The sequence below is a fragment of the Cupriavidus sp. F041 genome, assembly GCF_057814235.1.
On sequence record NZ_JBVASY010000001.1, the window covers coordinates 2068175 to 2088824 of the forward strand.

Genomic DNA, 20650 nt, shown 5'->3' on the forward strand with positions numbered 1-20650 from the left:
TGCAACCGCAACGCTAGCCCCACCAGTCTCGTCATCCGATAAAACGATATCGGCCTGCGCGTGGCGACAAGCCACAGTAGTCATTTGCCGCGCTGTTAGGTAAGGATGGCGCGACAGATGACAATTCCGAGGCGGTCGATTAGCCCCGGCTGTGCACGCACGGCCAAGCCGAGAGCGTGGTCTGTATCGAGGATGTCTACAATTTCCGCGTGCTCCGCGCGTCTGGCGTTCGCAATGAGCAGCTCACCGATGGTGGCCGGAACGACGGTGTCCTCGGTAGCGCGGACCACCGTTAAGCGGCCAGGAAACGACGCTATCTGGGCGAAGACAACCGAGCGCTGCCAGCTTTGCGGCGTGCGGAGTATCGTAACCGCGCAATTCAGCACACTGTATTGAGAGTCGTTCTCGGCGAACAGGCGGGCTCGGCCCTATTGCGACGCTCGAGCAGGATCGGCAATGTCCGATGGAGGTACCAGGAATCGCGCGCCGGGGCAGTGCCGGCGCCCTGTCATGTCATCAACCGGGGTTCGTCATTGCGCTCTGCTGGCTGGCGTAGTTGAACGGCAGCAGGTCGCTGATGTCGGCGTCCGCCGCACGCTGCGGCAGCTCGGTGAGAACGTGAAGCAGATACGCATACGGCTCGACGTTGCAGGCGCGGCACGTGAGCATCAGGCTGTAGATCGTCGCGCTCGCCTTCGCACCGGCAACCGTGTCTGCAAAGAGCCATGCCTTTCGCGCGGTTGCAAAGGGTCTCACGTCGCGCTCTATCACGTTGTTATCGAGGGGTGCACGCCCATCGATAACATAGCGGCTGAGGTATTCCCACTGATTGCGCGTGTAGCTGATCGCCTTGCCCAGCAGGCTTTCAGGCAGAACCTGCGGTGCCAGTTCGTCCAGCCATTTCCTGAGCGCCTCCAGTAGCGGTACGCTGTGTTCCTGCCGCAGTCGGTAGGTGTAGCCGGCCCGTGTCTCGCCCTCTGGCAGTTCTCTGCGAGCAAGTGTCTCGACCTGATACAGCGCCTTGAAGTACTCGAGCGCCTGCTGTGCGCGACCGCCGGGCTTCTTCTGGCCCTTGTGCGCGTCGACGAACAGTCGTCTCGAATGTGCAAGACACCCGAAGTGCGTGACGGCTTTGAGCGTGCGCCAGGCGCTGTAGCCGTCGGTCATCAGCATGCCTTCGTAGCCGGCGAGAAACGCCTGCGGATATTGCTGACCACGCCCCGGCTGGTAGTCGAACAGCACCACAGGCTGTTCGCAGTCCTGTGCGCTTCTGTAGAGCCACATGTAACTCTTGCTCTGCGCGGTCTTGCCTTCTTCCTTGAGCACTTGCACCGTCGTCTCGTCGCCGTGGATCAGCGGCTGCGACAGCAGCGTCTGGCGCATCGCCTCGTACAACCGGCTGTAGTGCAGTTCGGCAGGCCTGATGATCCAGTTCGCCAGCGTGCCGCGGCCCGCCGGAATGCCCGCACGGGCCAGCGCGTCTTCCATCCGGTATAGCGGCGTGCCATCCACGTACTTGCCGGTCGTCACCGTCGCGATCATCGCCGGACTCGCGTTGCTACCTGGCAGCGGTTGTACTGGCATCGGCGCGACCACGATCGGCGTGCGCTCCGCGTTGCGCTCGCAATGGCGGCACGCGTATTTGAACCGTACGTGCTGCAACACCGAGGCCTTTACCTCGATGTGCAACTGCTCGCTCGTCTCCTCGCCCATGCGATGCAGCGGGCTCTGGCAGCATGGACAGATTTTCTGTTCCTCGGGCAGGTCGTACTCGATGCGCTGGCGCGGCAACGACGCCGGCAGCGGCTTGCGTCCCCGCTTGCGGTGTGCAGACTCATCGACTTCCGGAAGTCCCGTATCGGGCAGCGTGAACGCGTCATCGGGATCGTCGCCAGCAGGTTCTGTCGCGGCGATCTGCTCGGCTTCGTCAAACACCCGATCCTTGAGCTTCTCGCTGCTCGGCGCGTAGCGTTTGAGCTGCGCGAGGCGGAACTGCTCTTCGAGCTGCTCGATACGCTGCGAGAGTTGCTGGGCTAGCGACTCGAGATCCAGATTCTTCTTCTCGAGTTCTCGGATATAGGCCTGGACGTCAGGCGGCAGATCAGGGATGAGGTCATGTGCAGGCATGCCATTCACGATAGTGCAATCGCATCGCCAACAGGTTTACGTCGAATCCATATCAATGGTATCGGCCAATCCCCTGGCGAGCAGCCGCCTCGCGAAGCCTATGGCCAGAGCCCGCACCCTGGCCTCCCTCACGCTGACTCAGCTCGCGTGCCGGTAGCGCCGCGAAGGGTGTCGGCGAACGGCTTCGATGTCGATACCTTCAAGCAGCCAGTGCAGTTGCTCGGTGGTGAGTTCCATCACCGCCTGCTGGCGGCGTGGCCAGGCGAAGTGGTCTGCTTCCAAACGCTTCATCAGGAGCCAGAATCCGGAGCGGTCATAGAGCAGAAGCTTGACCCGATTGCGGCCGCGGTTATGGAACGCGAAGACGGCCCGGGCGAACGGATCGAGTTGCATCGACTGCTCGACCAACGTCACCAGACTGTTCAGGCCGGCCCGGAAGTCGATAGGCTCGCGGTGCAGATAGACCCGCAGGTCAGCGTCGAGGCGGAACATCAGGTGTCCCCCAGCGCCGCGATCATCGCCTTCACGAGCGTCCCATCTTTCGGTGTGCATTCGAGCTCGATGGTTACGCCGTTTGGCAGCCGTGCCGACAGGCGTGCCAATTGTGGCGAAGATGAAGATTGCGGCACGGGAACAGATGTCGATTCCGGCGATGCCGGCCGTGACCGCTGGGCTTGAGGAGGTACGCCGCGAACCTCTACTACCGGAACGAAGGCCGATGGCGCGCCTTCGACGGCGCTATCCATGTCAATACCACCTTGTCTTTCTGCTTTGTACTGCTTGACCCAGCGCCACAATTGGTTCGTGTTCACCCGGGCTCGGATCGCCATGCTGGCAACCGATACGCCGGGTTCAAGGCAAGCCTCGATCAATCTTCGCTTGCCCTGCCTGTCGTAGCTGCGTTTCCCGTTGGCGCCGACATTGGTCACTCGCAGCGGCAGGAAGTCAAAATCGCTATCGTCCATGAATTGTGCCCACGAAAAAATCGTGGGCACAATCCTGCGCCTTTCGGGGCGTCAACGCTACGTGCGGAGAAAATCGCGCTTACGGAGTATCTTGGTGAAGGCTGGCCCGAAGGGAACCTCGAAAGCGGCTGAATTGTAGGCGGCGCCGACCAATGTGACCAGTCGCCCGATGCGATTGTTAGGGTCAGCGGCAAGGCGCACTGCGATTTCGCCGCTCATGCTGATGCCGGCAACAGCGCGCGGCTCGACTTCATCAAGGTACTGCAATACTGCAATTGCCTCAGCGTAGCGTTTACTCAGGGAGTTGGGTGTTTGCGCCGAACTCTCTCCGTGCCCGGAGAAATCCACGGCAAGACGTGCGAAAGTCCGAGATACGTGAACTCATCCATTCGCGGATATGGTTCGGCGGCGGGAGAAGAAGCATTATGCCGCTGTATCGGCTTCGAGGTGCACCAGGTGTACGACGCGTCGACACAAATCGAAGAAAGGTCGGTAGGCCAAGGGAAAAATTGCAAGCAGGGAAGCTGCAGCGGGTAAAAAGCAACGATGGCCGAGTGACACCGTACTGGATTGCGATATTCAAAGAGGTGCTGACTGATTTCTATAGAGGCCAGCACTTGACTTCGTTCTCCTTCGTCTATGACCAGATGGTCGAACGCTTAAGGATGGTGTTCAAAACTCGCCGCGGACCGGGCACTCATGACGGGTTTTTCCAGCGACAATAAGTGCATGAAACAAACTGACCTTGGCCTGGACCTGAGCAACCGCCGCACGCGCAAGCGCGTGTTTCTCGATGAGATAGAGCGCGTGGTACCTTGGGATGAGTTTCTGACGCTGATTGCGCCGCACGCCCCGACTAAGGCAACGGGCCGCCGGCCGTTTCCCCTCGCAGCGATGCTGCGTATTCACCTGATGCAGCAATGGTTCGGTCTGAGCGACGTGGCGATGGAAGAAGCGTTGTACGACACGCCGCTGTACCGCGAATTCGCTGGCCTGGGCGGCATGAGCCGCCTGCCTGACCGCGTTAGCATCCTGCGCTTTCGGCATCTGCTCGAGCGACACCAGCTTGCCGAGCAGTTTCTCAAGACGGTCAACGCGCAGCTCAATGCCAAAGGCTTCCTGCTCAGGGAAGGCACGGTGGTTGATGCCACGTTGATTGTCGCGCCGAGTTCGACCAAGAACAAGGACGGCGAGCGTGACCCTGAGATGCACCAGGCCAAGAGAGGCAACCAGTGGCATTTCGGCATGAAGGCGCATATTGGTGTGGATGCCGAATCGGGGCTGGTGCACACCGTCGTGGGCACAGCAGCCAATGTCAAGGATGTCACGCAAGCTCATGCCTTGCTGCATGGCGAGGAGAGCGATGTGTTCGGTGATGCTGGTTACCAAGGTATTGAAAAGCGTAGCGAGACCCAAGACATCGCGGTCAACTGGCACGTCGCAATGCGCCCAGGCAATCGGCGCGCTTTGGACAAGGGCACACCGAGGGGCAAGCTGCGCGACAACGTTGAGCGCGTCAAAGCCCGCATCCGCGCCAAGGTGGAGCACCCGTTTCGCATCATCAAGCGCCAGTTCGGCCACATGAAGGTGCGCTACCGTGACTTGATGAAGAACACGCTGCAACTGCAGACGCTGTTTGCCTTGAGCAATCTGTGGATGATGCGCCATCGACTGCAGCCGGGCGCCAAAGGATGAGTGCGCCTTCGACGACGCGAAACACGGGCGACAACGCCGGTGATGATGCCGAAGGCAGTGCCGAATTCTGGCAGAAGCGCTCATCAAATTCATCTTGTCACGCTTACACTGTCAGCACGAACCTGCTGACGTCGTTTTGAACACCATCCCTAACGGGGGATGGAGCGGCGCGGTACTACCTTGCGATTGCGGCATGGCTACTGGTACCGGGACTAGTGTAGTGTTGCACTCTTGAATGAACGTATAATATTCGCATGCCTCCAAGGTTCCACTATGAGGCAGAGTGGAGAGAGTGAATGCGAGTTGCCCCTGAGATTGTGCTGACCGACGAAGAGCGCGCCGAATTGACGAGACTGGTTCGTTCGAAGCTGACCAGTGTGAGGCTGGTACAGCGTGCGCACATCGTGCTGCTTGCGGCTGAGGGGATGCAGAGCAAGGACATTGCCGCGCAACTGAGCGTGGGCCGGGTGCAGGTCTCGCGCTGGCGCGAGCGCTATGCCCAATCGCGGCTGGCGGGCATTGAGCGCGACCGTCCACGTGGCGCGCCGCCGGTCAAGGTGGACGTCTCTCGCCTCGTGACGCTGACCACCCAGAGCCAGCCCGAAGCGGCCACGCACTGGAGCACGCGCAAGATGGCCGCCGAGTTGGGCGTGAGCGCCAGCACCGTCATGCGCCATTGGCACGCCCACGGGTTGAAGCCGCACATCGTGCGCGGCTTCAAGGTCTCGCGCGATCCGAAGTTCGTCGAGAAGCTTGAAGACATCGTGGGCCTCTACATGTCGCCACCCGAGCACGCGCTTGTGCTGTGCTGCGATGAGAAGAGCCAGGTGCAGGCGCTGGATCGCACACAGCCCGGGCTGCCGCTGAAGAATGGGCGCGCGGCCACCATGACTCACGACTACAAGCGCAACGGCACGACCACGCTGTTTGCCGCGCTCAACGTGCTCGATGGCCAGGTCATCGCCCAGTGCCAGCAGCGCCACCGCCATACCGAGTGGTTGACGTTCCTGCGCAAGATCGACCGCGAGACGCCCAAGGACAAAACGCTGCATCTGATCGCCGACAACTACGCCACGCACAAGCATCCTGCGGTGCAGGACTGGCTGGCCAAGCATCCGCGATTCAACATGCACTTCACGCCCACCTCGGCATCATGGCTGAACATGGTCGAGCGGTTCTTTCGCGACATCACAACCGAGCGACTTCGCCGCGGCGTATTCACCAGCGTGCCGGAACTGGTCGCCGCCATTAACGAGTACATCGCTCACCACAACACCAACCCCAAGCCGTTCATCTGGACCAAGAGCGCTCGCGACATCCTGCAGAAGGTCATTCGCGCCAACCGCCGCTTAAGTTCCAAACAGAATGCAACACTACACTAGCATACGTGCTTTGGCAGCTTATGGCGGCAAAGCCGTGAATCGGCTCAATCCGACCCGGTAGAAAGCCGGATATGAGGAAAGATCACTAGTTGTCACAATCTGCGAGTTGGCGAGCCGCCAGGCATCAAAAAAGTAGCGGCGCCATAACGGAGCTTCATTATGCTTTGGGTCGCGGTGTTCATCCTGTTTTCACTCGTCTCGCGGGCGGTCTATTTGCATCGCCACGTGACGGCAATGGCGTTGGTTCGGCGCGACGCCTCGGGTTGGCTCAGCCACGAGGTGCGGCGGCGCGTTTCATTGGTTGCGCTCCCGGGACACGTCTCCGCATATCCGGTTCCAAGAGAGAAGCGCGTTCGAATCGTTCGGCTTGCCGGTGTGGTCCTGTGGCATACAGAGCTGAGCATTGCGCTGCCGGGCGAGGCATGTTCGCATCTGAGCGATATTTCTCCCCAGGATTTCGATGCCCGCTTTCCCGGTCGACTGCAGTTGGCTCCTCTGAGGCAGGGAGCTTAGTGCGCGCCTGCATCCGAGGGGAGTGAAAGCGCCGGTACGAGGCATTGTTGGGAGAATGTCACGCCTTCACTTTGAAGGATCTGCAGCGCACGCTCTGCATCCGTCCTCTCCGCCGGGTAGGGCCGCATGAAGCTGCGCGCCCTCTCTGGATCCTGGCACGTGTGCCAGCGATCCCATAGGAATATGGCTGATGCGTGGCAGTGAAAGCGCGCGGGATGGGTCCGTGATTTTGCGCGCGAAAGGCGGCCTCACCGGTACCTGGGGGAGCGGCGGGGCGAAAGGGCTCAGGCTGGCCGCGCGCGGCCTACGCGCAAGTCCCGAGGCGATAGACGCACCCCCGTCTCGCTGTCATGGCGTCTCGCAATGACGAACGGCCTGTAGGACGAAATCCGGCATGAAATCAGTGCGCACCCGATAGCATTTGCGCATGGCTCGAAGGATACTGGACTACCCAGTTCGGACAAGCCCATGCTGCTCTTTGTGATTGTTACCCTCGCGGCAATTGGGGTGATCGCCATTGCGATTTCCCTTATGAAATAGTGGCGATGCTCCGATCCAGTTCCCCAAAGACGAGACGGGTGAGCGCTGGATCGGCGAGCATCGCGCCAACGGCCGGTAAGCGGGTCGACTCCCACTACCGCGGAGCCCCCACAACGGCAGTCTTAGTTTCCAGCGACGGCGGTGAATTTGAAGTGTCACTTATTGCAGCCATTCGTTGTGAGAAGCTGCTTCAAGATGAAGTCGGAGTGGCTCAGTCTAAGCCCGCGGTCGCAGATCCTCCCTCGGAGATGCTATGGCTTTCAAATACACCTTCATTGATGTAACCAACGCCACGCCCGCGGGCGCCCCCGTTCTCGTGGCTGACCTGACCGCAGACGCGCCCATCCCGCATCTCGCTATTGGCGTGGTCATTCGCCTGCCGGACGCTGCCGGCAAGCCTTGGCTGGTAAAGGAACTGAGCCTGAGTCCGACGATCCAGACCAACGTAGTCGGCGCGGACCTGGCAGTTCTGGTCTATGTGACTGCCGAGTAAGCCTCCGGCTTTCGCGGATATCCACAAATGCGCTGTGTGGCTGTCACGCAGCTATTCCCAGCGTCCTTGCGGGCAAGTGGCGGGTACTGCCGAACCTGACCGCATGCCGAGCAGGATGCTCCGGTGGGTACCGCGGTCAGCCCGCCGTGGCTCGGGCTCGTCGAGCCCACACGCCCAGGCGCGCCGAATGTCTCGGGGATACATGGCGCATCAGACCCGGGGGAAGCGAGCCTGCAGCGGCGGCTTTAAATAGGGGTGAGCGATCCGGAACCGGTGGTGCTGGCCGTCCTGCTCGAAAGACAGATATTCGGCCATCCAGACCATCGCCTGGAGATGGCGTGTCTCGACGCCTTGCACGGTCACCGCGTCGTCCGACACTAATATAGTGTCGCAGGGCAGCCGCAGCTCGGCCGTATCACCTGGAAGGAAGTGGGATTCTAGGAAGATGGTCGTGGGACGGTAGGTCGTCATGGCTTATTGCTTCCCGTGGGCCGGCTTGACCACGAAATCGGGCGCGTTGAATTCGATGCGCGGAAGATCCCCTTCGGCTTGCAGACGACGCACGTCGACATGGACATGGGCGGGTAGGTGGCCGCGCGTGGCCTTACCAAAGGCGAGGCCGCCAATATGGTACGACCCACAAGAGGGGCAGACATACGAATAGCCGTCGTGTGACCGGAGGGGCGCTCGCTCGGCAGGCGATTTGCACAGCGGGCAGTCAGCGGGTTCGGATGGCATGTTAGTCTCCAGGGGAAGGAGGGGTACGCAAGTAGCGCCCGTCGTTCGTGAGGCGGACTTGTCTGGGGTCTTGTACCGTTCGATGCCGTTGTACAAGCCGCTGACGCTCAAGCGTCTTGAGGTCAGCGAGGTTCAAATAGAGATTCTCGTTTGCACTATTGAGAATCATCAAGGCGGCGATTTCATGTGGGCTGAGCATCTTCGTCTCCGGCGAAGGGGATGGGAGTGCTTGCTTTACAGCCGGCGGCTGCATCATGGAAAAGCCAACACACTTTCTATCGAGACGCCCAACCTCGCAATGCTGGATACATTTCCTTACGCTCCTGTGGTGGGACGTGGAGTCCTGGGATCGCTGGGAGTAAAGGATGTGGCGTTAGGGTGATTCGCTGCGGAAACGAGCACAAAGGTGCCGACCGACGCACCGAAAATCATGCTGTCGACTGCAGCCACTGCCAATAGTAGTCGTTCTTCTTTGTCACAGTGACAGGGAGCAGGCAAGATCGACGTCGGTGCTGGTTCTACATTGCTTAAATTGCGCAATCACCGGGCTCCACGCCACTCTGTTTGAGATCGAGCGACGTAACCAACGCCATCCATTGCTCGTTGTCGAATTCCTCCCCAATGGGGTCGGCCTCGTTGCGCTCGTCGTAGTCAACAAACGTAACGAGGTAGTAGCCGGGCAGATAGTCGTCCTCGCCCATCTCGTCGTCTTCTGCTGGGTCAAACACGTCGAGGACGATGAATTTGTCTCCCTGGTCGCTTTGCCAGACAGAGTGCAATGCAGGTTTTTCGAGCGCCATGACGCATTCCTTCTTCATTGATCGGGTCGATCCGCAACAGAAAACCGGGCCGTGGCGCGAGGCCGTGCTGCGCCTGTTGCCGATGCGGCGGAAACGCATCATAGCGCGCCGTGTCGCCCATCGGGCTATCAAGCATCGGGACTGGTGGCAAGGGAACGAATACATGAGGCGACACGCGGAGTGCTACCAGCAATCCGTATCCCCGCTGCACGCGACGGACGGCAAAAATCCGCGCCTGTGCCGAGGCGCGCGCCAAGGAAGCGATGGGCACGGCGGATCGCGCGCACGACAAGGAAACTATAACTCCCGTGCTAGAGGACGTGTGCATGGTTCGTTAGAATCGGTTGCCTCTGCTGCTTTCTTCCACCTCTGGGCGAGTGCGAATGCCCTATGCCTGAGTGGCTGCGAGAGAGCGCGATGACGCGATAGTGTCAGTAGGAGACCAGCCACTTCGTCATCAATTGGAAAGCCCTGCTCAATCCATCCGACAGCAAGTGCTGACCAGTAATCCGATGACCACTCGAGTCCAGCAATAACGACCTCCTTGGCGGAGAACTCGCCAGACCGGAATTGCGCAAACGGCTGATCAAGGTGAATAACCATAGCGGCAGGGTTCATAAAGATCTCCCTCTACCCACGGAATTCGTACAACGTCCGCTCCTGGCGTGCGCCGTGCAAAGGCGGCGCTTTTCCAGTGGGTGAAAGCCCCACCCGGCAACCGCTCCAGCCGGAAGCAACCGGAGCAGCTATGGAGGTAACGAAGTGGCTGAAGCCTTCGGGTAAGCATCTGATCAAGATGTGGCTGGAATGCGCTGTCGAGGAAGCCGGTCCGCGCGGACGGAAGAAGCGGACGACGGAGGCCAAGGACGCTGGCTGCGGCATCCCACAGGGCTCGCCCATCTCGCCACTCTTATCGAATCTGTACATGCGTCGATTCGTGCTGGCGTGGAGGAAACTTGGGTTGGAGCACAGCCTTGGTAGTCGGATCGTGACATACGCGGACGACCTCGTGATCCTGTGTAAACGCGGTAAGGCTGATGAAGCCCTATTGGCGATGCGCGCGATCATGGGGAAACGGAAGCTCACGGTCAACGAGGAGAAGACACGAATCTGTCGGGTTCCGGAAGGCGAGTTCGACTTCCTGGGATACACGTTTGGGCGGATTTACTCGGCGAAGACCGGCCAGCCCCGCATGGGGATGCGGCCATCGAAGAAGAGTATCCGGCGCATGGTCGAGAAGGTCCACGCGCTGACCGCCCTGAAGACGGGATGCCAAGAGACCACGGCGATGGTGGGCAAGTTGAACCGCATGCTGCGCGGCTGGGCTAACTACTTCAAAGTAGGAACGGTCAGTCGCGCATACCGGGCGCTCGACAGCTACGCCGCGACGCGGTTGCGCCGGTGGCTGCGCAACAAGCACAAGGTCAGACGACGCAGGGGCGGAAGCTATCCACTTCCGCACCTTTATGGGCACTTCGGGCTCGTACGTCTGAGCGCGCGCGGGGGTGCGGCCTGGCGTGTGTGAAGCCGTGAAGTCTTGTCCGAGAGCCGGATGCGGGAGATCTGCATGTCCGGTTCGATGAGGGGGATGTGGAAACGGAGTCATGGTCAGGCTACTAGGGCACCGCCAAACGAAAGGGGCGGAAACATCGATGCCTGGACCTACCGTCACCGCGCCACATCTCTACTCCACCGGTTTCTGCCGCCGGCGCTGCGCGCACGAATGCCCGGAGCGGCCTGGAAGAGCCGTCCGCCGCCTTGTCGGCCAACGGCGGTTCATCGGCCAAAGCGGTCAACCTGACCCAACCGGCGGCAGTCGCCGTTGCGCCGATCTTGCAACGGTCCCTTGCGTCAATTGCTTTGAAGATTCGCCAGAACGCTCAGGGGACGTACCCTTGTGGTGCCGGCGGCTGAGAGTAGGGCTTGTAGTTGGCAGGTGGTGTCGCGGGCGGCGCCGCAAGCATCTGGCCGTAGACCGGGACCCGGTGTCCGCTGGCGTACATGCACTGAATGTAGGCAGCGTCGTATTGGTGCTGCGCACTGTATCCTGAGTCGCTTGAATTGCTGGCACCGACCGCCGAACTGCTCACCGCCGCCGTGTTGGAGGCTTGATGTGAGCTCACGCCGCCGGCCTGGCCCAGCGCGAACTGGCGGCAGTTGTGGTCATCACCGAGAAACTGGTCGAACGTCTTGTTACTGCCCGGGAGCACCATCACGCTAGGGCCCGACGGCATTGCCGTACAGGCGCCCATAACGAGCGCGGCCGCCATCAGGAGGAGAACGGAATGCGTCTTCATCAATACCTCGGCATTACGGCGACGGCTGGGCCGGCACCGTTTGCCAGCCGCCCGGACAGTCCTTGATGTACGGGTAATAGCCACTGGGCTGGTCGCAGTGGTACCACCACGCGTTCGCCGACGCACCGTCCGACCCATCGCCTTGCTCGATGTATTGCACCGCGGGCGCGTAGTAACCGGGGTCGACATTGGGGTATGGCCAGCCGTCGTATGGATATCCCCACCAGCCCGGCCAGCCGCCGCCTACCACGAAGGCGACGTGCCCGTGCCCATGGTGAAAACCGTCATGGTGGAAGCCATCGTGACCGTGAAAGCCGTCGCCGTGCATGCCACCGCCGCCACCACGATCGCCGCCGCGACCGCCCGCCAGCGTCGGACCGCCGGCGACCATCGTCACCGCTGCCACGAATGCCAGGGCGATCTTGCAAAGCCTGCGCCCGTTCATGATGTGTCCCCTGCTTTGCTGCCTGACGGCCGGATCACTCGGAGCCGCGCCGGACCGTCCCCCCTGTATCGTTTAGGTTGTTTAGATACCCCGTGCACATATCTCCGCTTGTATTGAATACCAAATTGACGCATCCGGTGCCGGCCATGGAGCCCCGGAAAATGTGGCGTTGCAGCTATTACCGGCACGACACTCGGCCGCGCCTGGCCTGACGGGGCTCCGCGCAGTTATCTTGTAAACGGCTGACAGGTCGGATTTATTCCATCAACCAGTCCCCGACTCCCTATCATGCTTTCATGAAATATCAACGGATGAAGAAGTATCTCGAATGATCCTTTCGGAACGCTTGTTTCTGGCCGTGATGCTGGCTCAAGACTGGTCGCACGTTTTGTCGCTCGCCCCAATAGCTTTGTTGAATCACCCCAAATGGAAGAAGGATACCGGTCGTCGATCTAGGTTGCCGTTTGGTATCTCATTGCATCACAGATGCAATTTTCAAGTGGGCGGGAAGCAAGAACCGCCTCGAGCTCGGCCCCGGCGTGATGGCCCTCGCAACGGCCTTCCTGGGCCGAATGGATTTTCGTGCGCTGGCCAGGCCGCATATGCATCGCTTTGCCGAGCAGGTCGGTGTCAGCATGCAACTGGGCATGCGCGATCGGCCGGAGATGGTGCTGATCGAGAGTGCGCGGCCGATGTCGGCCGCCATCGTGATGCGCATCGGCAATGGCGGCCGGCTCGGCCTTGCGAGTTCGGCGCTGGGCCGCGCCTATATGGCGGCACTGGATGCCACGTCCCGCCAGACGCTGATTGCCGGCTTGCAAGTCGCCGGCGGCAATCGCTGGCCCGATGATGCCGCGGGGCTGGATCCCGCCATCGCGCACTTCACCATTGCTGCGGAGAGAGGCGCTAGCATGCGCGCGCCTGATGCGTCTAATGCATCATTAGGCCGGCGTTAGGCAGGCTCGGCTGGTTCGCTGGCCACCGTGGTCCAGGCAAGCATGAAGGCATCCGCGATCGCGGTTGCCAGTTTCTCCCCGGCCGACCAATTCATGGTCTCGAGGTGAATGGGCACCTCCACGGCGCCATGGATTGCCGCGACGATGCTGTCAGTGGCGAGCTTGAGCGGCATCGGATAGCGCGGCAGCGTCTCGAAGAAATCGCGTACCGCGGTTTGATAGAGCTGGTAGGCGCGCGTCGCCACATCCGTACGGCCGAACGGCGTGCCCTCGCTGGCGCGCTGCGCCGGCTGCCGGCGGGAACCGGAAAACAGGATCTCGTATTGCTCGAAGTGTGCGCGCCAGTGCTTGAGCATCGCTACCAGCAACCTGCGCAGGCGCGTACCGATGCCCGGCTCGGCGGTTTGCACACGCCACACATTGCGCCGAGGATCAACCGCGAAGGTCATCCATAGCTTAAGTAACTCATAGAACGAGGTCGTCCCCCATTCGTCGTAGTCCATGCCAGTGACGTAACGAAGGCGATCCCGTCCTTTGGGTCATACTCCGTCAGCCACCAGGTCGCGGATCCGGTACCAGTGTCAGCCGTGCGAACCCAGTTCGCTGTACCATGGGACATTGGACTGCTCCCCGCACTTGCGCCTCAAGCCGTGGACCAGCCTTGTGCTGCACACTCAGGTGAATCACGCCACCGACAGCATCGACATGTTTTCTGACCTTGCCCACTCTTGGTTGGCCTACAGCGCGCCTGTGGCCGCTGCACAGGCCGCCGGCCGCCCGCTCGTGGCGCTGGAATCGACCATCATTGCTCACGGCATGCCCTACCCAGAGAACGTTCGCACTGCGCGCGAAGTGGAGGCCTTGATCCGCGACTTGGGAGCCGAGCCTGCGACTATCGCGCTGATCGGTGGGCGAATCCGCATCGGCCTTTCGGACGACGAACTGGACCTGCTCGGCCGCTCGGACCAGGCTCACAAGGTCAGCCGCCGCGACCTGCCGGCCGTGCTGGCCCGCGGAGGACTCGGCGCCACGACGGTGGCTGGCACGATGATATGTGCCGCTCTGGCCGGCATTGAGGTCTTCGTCACTGGCGGCATTGGCGGCGTGCACCGTGGCGCGCAGGAGACCTTCGACATTTCGGCCGACCTGCAGGAACTGGCGAAAACCTCGGTAGCGGTGGTCTGTGCTGGCGCGAAGTCCATCTTGGATATCGGGCTTACGCTGGAATACCTGGAAACGCATGGCGTGCCGGTGCTCAGTTGCGAGCAAGACAATTTCGCGGCGTTCTACACGCGCGATAGCGGCTTTCGCGCGGACTTCAGGCTGGACGACGCGGCGGAGCAGGCGCGCTTCATCTGCACCAAGTGGGACTTGGGCCTTGCGGGCGGCGTGGTGTTAAGCGCCCCGGTGCCAGAAGCGGCCGCGATGGCGTCCGAGGAGATCGGCGCGCTGACTCAGCAGGCGCTCGCCGAGGCCAAAGCGCAAGGAATCACAGGCAAGGCCTTGACCCCCTTTCTACTGGCTCGCATCAAAGCGCTGACGAGTGGACGCAGCTTGGCCACGAACATCGCACTCGTGAAACACAACGCCGAGGTGGGGGCAAGACTTTCGCTTGCGTTGGCACATGTGGAACGCGGTGCGGGCCCATCGTAGCCGCCGAAGCGTCTGCTCTCCATCAGACTTCGCGTCAGCTTGCAACGAGCGCTCCTGGCCGAGGGCCGTGAGCCTCGCTGTTCGACGCAACCTGCCGTCGCTCGACCTGCTCTGCTTTTGAAGCGCTGTTTGCCAAATGGCCGCAATGGCCGACTAGCCGCCATCTAGCCTCTGCTCGCCGACCGGCCGGTGAGGGATGGTCAGCGGTCATCCGGCTCAAGGCGACGATCGTCGCTTGATCGGCCATTCCGGTCGTCGATTGAAAATGGCTCTTGGGGCTGGTGACCGAGACCTTCATGTTTTTGAGTGCGAACTGAGACAGGGAATGGCGAGCGACGCGAGGTACGATCAGAGTTGTTGCTGTGGAAACCAGTAGTGGACGGGTGCGCCCGTCGGAAAAAATGGCGAGGATTCGGACAGCGCGAGATCGTGCCAGCCGTCGGATGAAATAGCAAATGCATGCGCAGCAAACGCAGCCAGCGCTGCGTCCCTTATGTGTTCAACCGCGCCTGATAGATCGGGGCGCTTGGCAAACTTACTTGCCGCCTCGCATACCTTCAGAAGAGCTTTCGGATGGGCTTCAGTGATGGCTGCATCGGGCCAGTACTGGGCCGCCATCCTTGCAATGAGAATTCCTTGTACCAGACAGGCTCCCCGCAGCGAATTGACATGCGCGACTGTCCCATTGTGTCCGCCTGCGGCACGAACCAGCTTGCGCACCTCTCTATCTGCGCGACGGTCTTCTGTGGGAACCCAGAAAAGTGGCGCATCGCCTGCTCCAGGCCATTGGCGACTAGGTCTATCTCTCCGACAATGCGTTGCTGATCGTGACTCGGTCGCTCGATGGCCAGCCGGCCACCCCTGGCAACGGCGGCACGGTCGGTTTTACCTGCCTCGCTCGACTCCGTTTCATGCGAATTCTCCGGAATCCGCCAAAGTCAGAGCCACAGAACTATGATCACTGGCCCTGGCAGGTTGCGCAGTACCAGCATCAGTTCGGCGAATTCGATGGCTGCTGGCGGATCGAGCCTCGAAGCCGGCTCGTCCAGGAAAAGAAGCTACGGGTCCAATACAATCGCGCGCCTGGCCATGCCGCCGGACAGCCAATGATCTGCCGCTGCGCAAGGGAGTCTCAGACGTGCGCTGAATTCTCGAAACGTACGAGCGAAAGGAAATGATGGATCTGCGCGACGACGCCAGCGCCTTCGCCCACGGCCGACGCCACGCGTTTCGTCGATCCCGACCGAACGTCGCCGATCGCGAACACGCCTTCGACGCTGGTCTGGAAGGGCAGCAACGGCACGAAAGCGTCCCCTAGGTCGGCACCGGTCAACACGAAGCCCTTGGCGTCGCACGCCACGCGGCATTGCTGCAGCCAGGAGGTATTCGGCTGGGCACCGATAAAGACGAACAGATGATGCGTCGTCAAGCTGCCTTCGATGCCGCCGGCCCCTCGATAGTGGACACGCTCCAGGCGTGCGCCGCCTTCGAGCGCGCGGAGCTCGACCCGCGTATGCAGTGTCACGTTGGCGAGCGAGTGAATGCGTTCGATCAGGTAACGCGACATGCTGTCGGCAAGGCTGGCACCGCGGATGAACATATGCAGGTGGTCGACCTGTGACGCCAGGAAGACGACCGCCTGGCCCGCGGAATTGCCGCTGCCCACCAGCACCACGGACTGCTTGCTGCACAGCCGCGCCTCGACCGGCGTCGCCCAGTAGTAGACGCCGCGACGCTCGAAGCGCTCAAGATTGTCGATGTCGGGGCGTCGATACTCGGCGCCGCTGGCGACGACGACGGTGCGCGCGGTGATTCGACGGTTGCCGGCCAGTTCGACCACGCTCGGATGGCTGTCGCAGTGCAGCGCAGTGACTTCGCAGGGGATACCGATGTGCACGCCGAACTTCTGGGCCTGGATGAATGCGCGGCTCGCCAGCTCATGCCCTGAAATGCCGGTGGGAAAGCCCAGATAGTTCTCGATGCGGGAACTGGTGCCGGCCTGCCCGCCGGGTGCGCGGCAGTCGAATACCGCCACTGACAGGCCATCGGACGCGGCGTAGACGGCCGCCGCAAGCCCCGCCGGTCCGGCGCCGATGATCGCCACGTCGTAGACGCGTGCCGGATCGAATTCGGGAACCAGCCCCAGACAGGAGGCAAGCTGCTCCACGTCGGGGTTGCGCAGCACGGTGCCTTCCGGACAGACCACCAGCGGGAGGTCGTCGGGCTGCGGCGTGAGCTGCTGCAACAGGGCAATGGCGTCGGCGTCCTGCTCCGCGTCGATGATCATGTTTGGAAACCCGTTGCGACGCAAGAAATTCTGGAGCTCGACGAGCCGGGCGTCGCCAGCCGGGCCGACGATGACGATACCGCGGCCGCGTTCCATGGCCAGGGCGCGCCGCAGTATCAGCGCCCGCATGATCTTCTCGCCCAGGTCGGCCTCGCTGACCATCGCGGCGCTGAGTTCTTCGGGGCGCAGCAACAGGGCATCGACATCGTCGATGACGTGGGCATCGACCACCGCGGGCTTGTTCGAAAGCTGGGTGATATCGGACGTAAATTCGCCGCGCTGCCTGTAGGTGTGGATGATCCGCTTCGCGCTCAGCCCCTCGGGCGCCACGATCCGCACCGTGCCGGACAAGATCACGAATACGCCCGGGCAAGTGTTGCCGAAGCTGTAGAGATATTCGCCTTTCGCGTAGTGGCACGGGCTGCCGAAGCGGCGCAACCGGTCGATTTCGTCTTCAGTGAGTACCGGAAACATCTGTGCGCGGCGCGGATGATCGCGCACACTCGGGTCCTCGTCGATGACATCGTCCGCCGGTCCCGAAGGTTGGCAGGCCTGCGCGTTGTCGGATTTGGAAGGTCGATCCATCGCGAATCTCCTTGTCGAAACCGGTTGGCACCTAGCGTCGGGAAACGTCGAGCACCGCCTGGGCGAATGCCGCCGGCGCCTCCTGCGGGATGTTGTGGCCGATGCCGCCGGTCAGGTCCCGGTGTTCATACTTGCCGGTGAACTTGCTGCGATACGTACTCGGCTCGGGATGCGGTGCGCCATTGGCATCCCCTTCCATCGTGATGGTAGGCACGCCGATGGTAGGCGCGGTCGCCAGCCGCTTCTCGATGTCGTCGTACCGTGCTTCGCCCTCGGCAAGACCCTGCCGCCAGCGGTAGTTGTGAACGCTGATAGCCACGTGATCGGGATTCCGGAATGCGGCTGCACTGCGCTCGAAGGTGGCGTCATCGAACTTCCAGCGCGGCGACGCCAGCCGCCAGATCAGCCGCGTGAAGTCGTGCGTGTATTTCTGGTAGCCGTCGCGGCCACGATCGGTCGCAAGATAGAACTGATACCACCACTGGTATTCCGCATCCGGTGGCAACGGCATCCTGCCCGTCGCCTGGTTGCCGATCAGGTAGCCGCTGACCGCGACGAGCCCGGCGCAGCGCTCCGGCCACAGTGCGGCGATGATGTCGACCGTGCGCGCGCCCCAGTCGAACCCGGCGAGGACGGCTTTCTGGATATGCAGTGCATCCATCAGCGCGACGATATCCAGCGCTACGGCAGCCGGCTGCGCGTTGCGGACGGTGTCCTTCGACAGGAAGGTCGTGGAACCATAGCCGCGCAGGTATGGAACGATCACGCGGTTGCCGCGCGATGCCACCAGCGGGGCGGCATCGACGAAGGCGTGGATGTCGTAGGGCCAGCCATGGAGCATGACCACCGCGGGGGCGTCGGCAGGTCCCACCTCGGCGTAGCCCACATTAAGCAGCCCGGCATTGATCTGCCGGATCGAGGGGAAGGCCGTATGGGTGCCCGGCGCGGTAGCTGACAACGGCGCGGTTTTCGCCTGCCCGGTCTGGGCCATGGCGGACGACAGCGAGCCGACTTGCGCCGCGGTAAGTGTCAGGGCGGCGGTGGCCAGGAATTTTCTCCGAGGCCGATCGATATCGTTTGTCATTGTTGTCTCCTGCTGACGACGGATGAGGCTTGCTGCAACCCCTGATAGTAAATTTAGGGTTGCGGCGGTCATTTGCAAACCAGAAAGTGGTGTGCAGGGTCGCAAGATTGGACGCCCAGTGAAATTGACTTGTTCATCCCTACGTAGAGGCCGGGCCGCCCAGGAGAATCTGGCGTGAGGACGGCAGCGGCCTGGTCGGGACTACGCTAATGTGCTGAAAGGCTATGTCTAGCAAGCCGGGATCGACAAGACGCATCTGGTGATCTAGGCTACAGTTATTGGCGCCTTGCCGGCGTCGCTCGCGGCGATCGATGACCCGGCCATCGCTCGGCAGATCATGTGGGCGACTTCGCGCCATTCAATCGGCAAGTGCAAACGGCGGAAGTGCATCGCGCGGACCTTGTCCGGCACGATCTAAGCGTGCCGGATCGCGAGGGCATACAGGTACGCTTTGAATTCGATTCTGGCGCGTTCGTGCCGGAGCATTCGTATCCGGGGGAGGAAGTCGCCCACGTCCCGCAAGGGACGGTGGAGTACCAGCTTGGTGACAACCCACCGGTGACACTCAAGGCTGGCGATTTGTTGTTCATCCTCGCTGAGATGAGCACCCTCGGCGCGCAATGTTGGCAACGGCAAGGCATCGGAACCGGCAACCTACATTGTGAAGAAGGGTGCGCCACTCGTGGAGTCGGCCAAATGAGAGCCCGGTCTGGATCCGCTATGGACGGCAAAGGAGACATTGTCGTGGACACACAGGTATCGAAGCCGGGACCCAACCGGTCGCGCCGAATGCTGCTATTGGGCGGCGCGGCAAGCGCGGCCCTTCCCATGATTCAGCCGGTCCTGTCTGCCGCCGCGCCGGCCGGTACCGGGCAACCCGCCACGACGGACGCGATTCGCCCGTTCCGCGTGCAAGTACCGCAAGCAGCGCTCGCAGATCTGAAGCGCCGCCTTGCCGCCACGCGCTGGCCCAATGCGGAACCGGTCGGCGACCGGTCACAGGGCGTGCAGCTTGCGAAGCTTCAGCCGCTCGTGCGCTACTGGGAGACGGGTTACGACTGGCGAAAGGCCGAGGCGAAACTCAATGCCCATCCGCAGTTCCTGACGAACATCGACGGGCTGGATATTTACTTCATCCACGTCCGCTCCCGCCATCCCAATGCGCTTCCGCTGATCATGACCCACGGGTGGCCAGGTTCGGTCTTCGAGCTGCTGAACGTCATCGGCCCGCTGACGGACCCGTTGGCGCACGGCGGCTCGGCCAACGATGCGTTCCACCTGGTCATTCCGTCGATCCCCGGCTTCGGCTTCTCACAAAAGCCCACGGAAACGGGCTGGAACGCCGACCGCGTCGCGCGCGCGTGGGACGTCCTGATGAAGCGGCTTGGCTACACGCGCTATGTTTCGCAAGGCGGCGACTTGGGCGCCATCATCTGCGACTCGCTTGGCCGGCAGGCGCCCGAGGGGCTGCTGGGCATGCACGTCAACCGGGTAGAGCGCGCGACGACCTTGCCGCCGGAGGTCGCAAAGGCATTGAAGAACGGTGATCCCGCGCCGGCGGATCTCACGGTCGAAGAACGGGAGGTCTTTGACCAGGCCAGGGAGTTCCTTAACAAGGGATTCGGTTACGCCGCGATCATGCAAACGCGGCCACAGACCATCGGCTATGGCGAGGCCGATTCGCCGGCGGGTCTGGCAGCGTGGCTCTACGACAAGCAGGCTGACTGGGTATTTACCCGTGGTGACCCCGAGCGCGCGCTGGGCCGTGATGCGATCCTCGACAACATTACGCTCTACTGGCTGACCAACACTGGGCCGTCGAGCGGACGGATTTATTGGGAAGCAGCCGCGGCGCCGGCAAAGCCGGCTCCCATCACGATCCCGGTAGCAGTGACCATCTTCCCGGGCGAGGTCTACCGGCCGCCGAAGAACTGGGTAGCACGCGCCTATCAGAACCTGATCTACTACAACCGCGTGGACAAGGGCGGTCACTTCGCAGCATGGGAAGAACCGGAATTGTTCAGTAGGGAAGTACGTTCCGCATTCCGATTAATGCGCTGAGCTGGGGCATTACGCCGCCTGTCCGGATC

The 20650-nt window shown here is 61.7% G+C and carries 20 protein-coding genes and 1 pseudogene; 8 read left to right on the forward strand and 13 right to left on the reverse strand.

What is annotated here, in order from left to right; translation table 11 throughout:
* Window positions 1–516: 516 nt before the first annotated feature.
* The 4 genes and pseudogenes from tnpC to ACZY0R_RS09415 form a co-directional block, all read right to left on the reverse strand.
* Entirely contained in the window at window positions 517–2127 is a 1611-nt protein-coding gene (tnpC, locus tag ACZY0R_RS09400) for an IS66 family transposase (protein ID WP_488856669.1), read from the reverse strand.
* Window positions 2128–2265: 138 nt separating this feature from the next.
* The gene (tnpB, locus tag ACZY0R_RS09405; RefSeq protein WP_488856668.1) at window positions 2266–2619 is read right to left on the reverse strand and encodes an IS66 family insertion sequence element accessory protein TnpB; all 354 of its coding nucleotides are present in this window, start codon (window positions 2617–2619) and stop codon (window positions 2266–2268) included.
* On the reverse strand, window positions 2619–3092 hold the full coding sequence (tnpA, locus tag ACZY0R_RS09410; RefSeq protein ID WP_488856667.1) for an IS66-like element accessory protein TnpA: 474 nt from the start codon (window positions 3090–3092) through the stop codon (window positions 2619–2621). The genes tnpB and tnpA overlap by 1 nt, the downstream gene beginning before the upstream one ends.
* Before the next feature lie 57 nt (window positions 3093–3149).
* Window positions 3150–3449 (reverse strand): annotated as a pseudogene (locus ACZY0R_RS09415) (alpha/beta fold hydrolase); the annotation flags it as partial.
* Window positions 3450–3821: 372 nt separating this feature from the next.
* Between ACZY0R_RS09415 and ACZY0R_RS09420 the strand changes: the two are divergent.
* The 4 genes from ACZY0R_RS09420 (at window position 3822) to ACZY0R_RS09435 (ending at window position 7715) form a co-directional block, all read left to right on the forward strand.
* Window positions 3822–4787 (forward strand): IS5 family transposase, encoded by a 966-nt coding sequence (locus ACZY0R_RS09420; RefSeq protein WP_488859606.1) that lies wholly within the window; start codon window positions 3822–3824, stop codon window positions 4785–4787.
* Between the two features lie 296 nt (window positions 4788–5083).
* Window positions 5084–6169 carry an IS630 family transposase gene (locus tag ACZY0R_RS09425; protein ID WP_488857529.1) on the forward strand — a complete coding sequence of 362 codons (1086 nt, stop codon included), beginning with the start codon at window positions 5084–5086 and terminating at the stop codon, window positions 6167–6169.
* A gap of 159 nt (window positions 6170–6328) precedes the next feature.
* Window positions 6329–6682: a hypothetical protein gene (locus tag ACZY0R_RS09430; RefSeq protein ID WP_488858118.1), complete on the forward strand. Its 354-nt coding sequence runs from the start codon at window positions 6329–6331 to the stop codon at window positions 6680–6682.
* A gap of 793 nt (window positions 6683–7475) precedes the next feature.
* The gene (locus ACZY0R_RS09435) at window positions 7476–7715 is read left to right on the forward strand and encodes a hypothetical protein (RefSeq protein ID WP_488858119.1); all 240 of its coding nucleotides are present in this window, start codon (window positions 7476–7478) and stop codon (window positions 7713–7715) included.
* 210 nt (window positions 7716–7925) lie between these two features.
* Here ACZY0R_RS09435 and ACZY0R_RS09440 read toward each other — a convergent pair whose 3' ends face one another.
* From ACZY0R_RS09440 to ACZY0R_RS09450, 3 genes are all read right to left on the reverse strand, one after another.
* The gene (locus tag ACZY0R_RS09440) at window positions 7926–8186 is read right to left on the reverse strand and encodes a hypothetical protein (protein WP_488858120.1); all 261 of its coding nucleotides are present in this window, start codon (window positions 8184–8186) and stop codon (window positions 7926–7928) included.
* Between the two features lie 3 nt (window positions 8187–8189).
* Window positions 8190–8453: a hypothetical protein gene (locus ACZY0R_RS09445; protein WP_488858121.1), complete on the reverse strand. Its 264-nt coding sequence runs from the start codon at window positions 8451–8453 to the stop codon at window positions 8190–8192.
* Window positions 8454–8980: 527 nt separating this feature from the next.
* The gene (locus ACZY0R_RS09450) at window positions 8981–9253 is read right to left on the reverse strand and encodes a hypothetical protein (RefSeq protein ID WP_488858122.1); all 273 of its coding nucleotides are present in this window, start codon (window positions 9251–9253) and stop codon (window positions 8981–8983) included.
* A gap of 748 nt (window positions 9254–10001) precedes the next feature.
* On the opposite strand from ACZY0R_RS09450, the gene ACZY0R_RS09455 reads away from it, so the two are divergent.
* Window positions 10002–10778: a reverse transcriptase domain-containing protein gene (locus ACZY0R_RS09455; RefSeq protein WP_488858123.1), complete on the forward strand. Its 777-nt coding sequence runs from the start codon at window positions 10002–10004 to the stop codon at window positions 10776–10778.
* A gap of 355 nt (window positions 10779–11133) precedes the next feature.
* Here the strand turns inward: ACZY0R_RS09455 and ACZY0R_RS09460 are convergent, their stop codons facing one another.
* Both ACZY0R_RS09460 and ACZY0R_RS09465 read right to left on the reverse strand, forming a co-directional pair.
* Window positions 11134–11550, reverse strand: coding sequence for a glycine zipper family protein (locus ACZY0R_RS09460; protein ID WP_488858124.1), 417 nt, complete (start codon window positions 11548–11550; stop codon window positions 11134–11136).
* 13 nt (window positions 11551–11563) lie between these two features.
* Window positions 11564–11995, reverse strand: a complete 432-nt coding sequence (locus ACZY0R_RS09465; RefSeq protein ID WP_488858125.1) for a hypothetical protein — start codon at window positions 11993–11995, stop codon at window positions 11564–11566.
* Between the two features lie 542 nt (window positions 11996–12537).
* On the opposite strand from ACZY0R_RS09465, the gene ACZY0R_RS09470 reads away from it, so the two are divergent.
* The gene (locus ACZY0R_RS09470) at window positions 12538–12951 is read left to right on the forward strand and encodes an IclR family transcriptional regulator domain-containing protein (RefSeq protein WP_488858126.1); all 414 of its coding nucleotides are present in this window, start codon (window positions 12538–12540) and stop codon (window positions 12949–12951) included.
* Here the strand turns inward: ACZY0R_RS09470 and ACZY0R_RS09475 are convergent.
* Complete coding sequence (locus tag ACZY0R_RS09475) at window positions 12948–13454, reverse strand: hypothetical protein (protein ID WP_488858127.1); 507 nt, start codon at window positions 13452–13454, stop codon at window positions 12948–12950. The genes ACZY0R_RS09470 and ACZY0R_RS09475 overlap by 4 nt on opposite strands.
* 202 nt (window positions 13455–13656) lie before the next feature.
* Between ACZY0R_RS09475 and ACZY0R_RS09480 the strand changes: the two genes are divergently transcribed.
* On the forward strand, window positions 13657–14604 hold the full coding sequence (locus ACZY0R_RS09480) for a pseudouridine-5'-phosphate glycosidase (protein WP_488859608.1): 948 nt from the start codon (window positions 13657–13659) through the stop codon (window positions 14602–14604).
* 348 nt (window positions 14605–14952) lie between these two features.
* On the opposite strand, the gene ACZY0R_RS09485 is transcribed toward ACZY0R_RS09480, so the two are convergent.
* The 3 genes from ACZY0R_RS09485 to ACZY0R_RS09495 form a co-directional block, all read right to left on the reverse strand.
* Window positions 14953–15324: a hypothetical protein gene (locus ACZY0R_RS09485; RefSeq protein ID WP_488858128.1), complete on the reverse strand. Its 372-nt coding sequence runs from the start codon at window positions 15322–15324 to the stop codon at window positions 14953–14955.
* Between the two features lie 412 nt (window positions 15325–15736).
* Complete coding sequence (locus tag ACZY0R_RS09490) at window positions 15737–17476, reverse strand: FAD-dependent oxidoreductase (RefSeq protein WP_488858129.1); 1740 nt, start codon at window positions 17474–17476, stop codon at window positions 15737–15739.
* 31 nt (window positions 17477–17507) lie between these two features.
* The gene (locus ACZY0R_RS09495) at window positions 17508–18560 is read right to left on the reverse strand and encodes an alpha/beta fold hydrolase (RefSeq protein ID WP_488858130.1); all 1053 of its coding nucleotides are present in this window, start codon (window positions 18558–18560) and stop codon (window positions 17508–17510) included.
* Window positions 18561–19349: 789 nt separating this feature from the next.
* Between ACZY0R_RS09495 and ACZY0R_RS09500 the strand changes: the two genes are divergently transcribed.
* Entirely contained in the window at window positions 19350–20621 is a 1272-nt protein-coding gene (locus ACZY0R_RS09500) for an epoxide hydrolase family protein (protein WP_488859610.1), read from the forward strand.
* Window positions 20622–20650 lie beyond the last annotated feature (29 nt).

Coding starts and splice junctions, on each gene's coding strand:
- ACZY0R_RS09470 (WP_488858126.1), top strand. CDS start 12,538: ATGGCCCTCGCAACGGCCTTCCTGGGCCGAATGGATTTTCGTGCGCTG.
- ACZY0R_RS09445 (WP_488858121.1), bottom strand. CDS start 8,453: ATGCCATCCGAACCCGCTGACTGCCCGCTGTGCAAATCGCCTGCCGAG.
- ACZY0R_RS09430 (WP_488858118.1), top strand. CDS start 6,329: ATGCTTTGGGTCGCGGTGTTCATCCTGTTTTCACTCGTCTCGCGGGCG.
- ACZY0R_RS09420 (WP_488859606.1), top strand. CDS start 3,822: ATGAAACAAACTGACCTTGGCCTGGACCTGAGCAACCGCCGCACGCGC.
- ACZY0R_RS09465 (WP_488858125.1), bottom strand. CDS start 11,995: ATGAACGGGCGCAGGCTTTGCAAGATCGCCCTGGCATTCGTGGCAGCG.
- ACZY0R_RS09495 (WP_488858130.1), bottom strand. CDS start 18,560: ATGACAAACGATATCGATCGGCCTCGGAGAAAATTCCTGGCCACCGCC.
- ACZY0R_RS09450 (WP_488858122.1), bottom strand. CDS start 9,253: ATGGCGCTCGAAAAACCTGCATTGCACTCTGTCTGGCAAAGCGACCAG.
- ACZY0R_RS09490 (WP_488858129.1), bottom strand. CDS start 17,476: ATGGATCGACCTTCCAAATCCGACAACGCGCAGGCCTGCCAACCTTCG.
- ACZY0R_RS09455 (WP_488858123.1), top strand. CDS start 10,002: ATGGAGGTAACGAAGTGGCTGAAGCCTTCGGGTAAGCATCTGATCAAG.
- tnpB (WP_488856668.1), bottom strand. CDS start 2,619: ATGTTCCGCCTCGACGCTGACCTGCGGGTCTATCTGCACCGCGAGCCT.
- tnpA (WP_488856667.1), bottom strand. CDS start 3,092: ATGGACGATAGCGATTTTGACTTCCTGCCGCTGCGAGTGACCAATGTC.
- ACZY0R_RS09500 (WP_488859610.1), top strand. CDS start 19,350: ATGCTGCTATTGGGCGGCGCGGCAAGCGCGGCCCTTCCCATGATTCAG.
- tnpC (WP_488856669.1), bottom strand. CDS start 2,127: ATGCCTGCACATGACCTCATCCCTGATCTGCCGCCTGACGTCCAGGCC.
- ACZY0R_RS09475 (WP_488858127.1), bottom strand. CDS start 13,454: ATGGACTACGACGAATGGGGGACGACCTCGTTCTATGAGTTACTTAAG.
- ACZY0R_RS09480 (WP_488859608.1), top strand. CDS start 13,657: ATGTTTTCTGACCTTGCCCACTCTTGGTTGGCCTACAGCGCGCCTGTG.
- ACZY0R_RS09425 (WP_488857529.1), top strand. CDS start 5,084: ATGCGAGTTGCCCCTGAGATTGTGCTGACCGACGAAGAGCGCGCCGAA.
- ACZY0R_RS09460 (WP_488858124.1), bottom strand. CDS start 11,550: ATGAAGACGCATTCCGTTCTCCTCCTGATGGCGGCCGCGCTCGTTATG.
- ACZY0R_RS09440 (WP_488858120.1), bottom strand. CDS start 8,186: ATGACGACCTACCGTCCCACGACCATCTTCCTAGAATCCCACTTCCTT.
- ACZY0R_RS09435 (WP_488858119.1), top strand. CDS start 7,476: ATGGCTTTCAAATACACCTTCATTGATGTAACCAACGCCACGCCCGCG.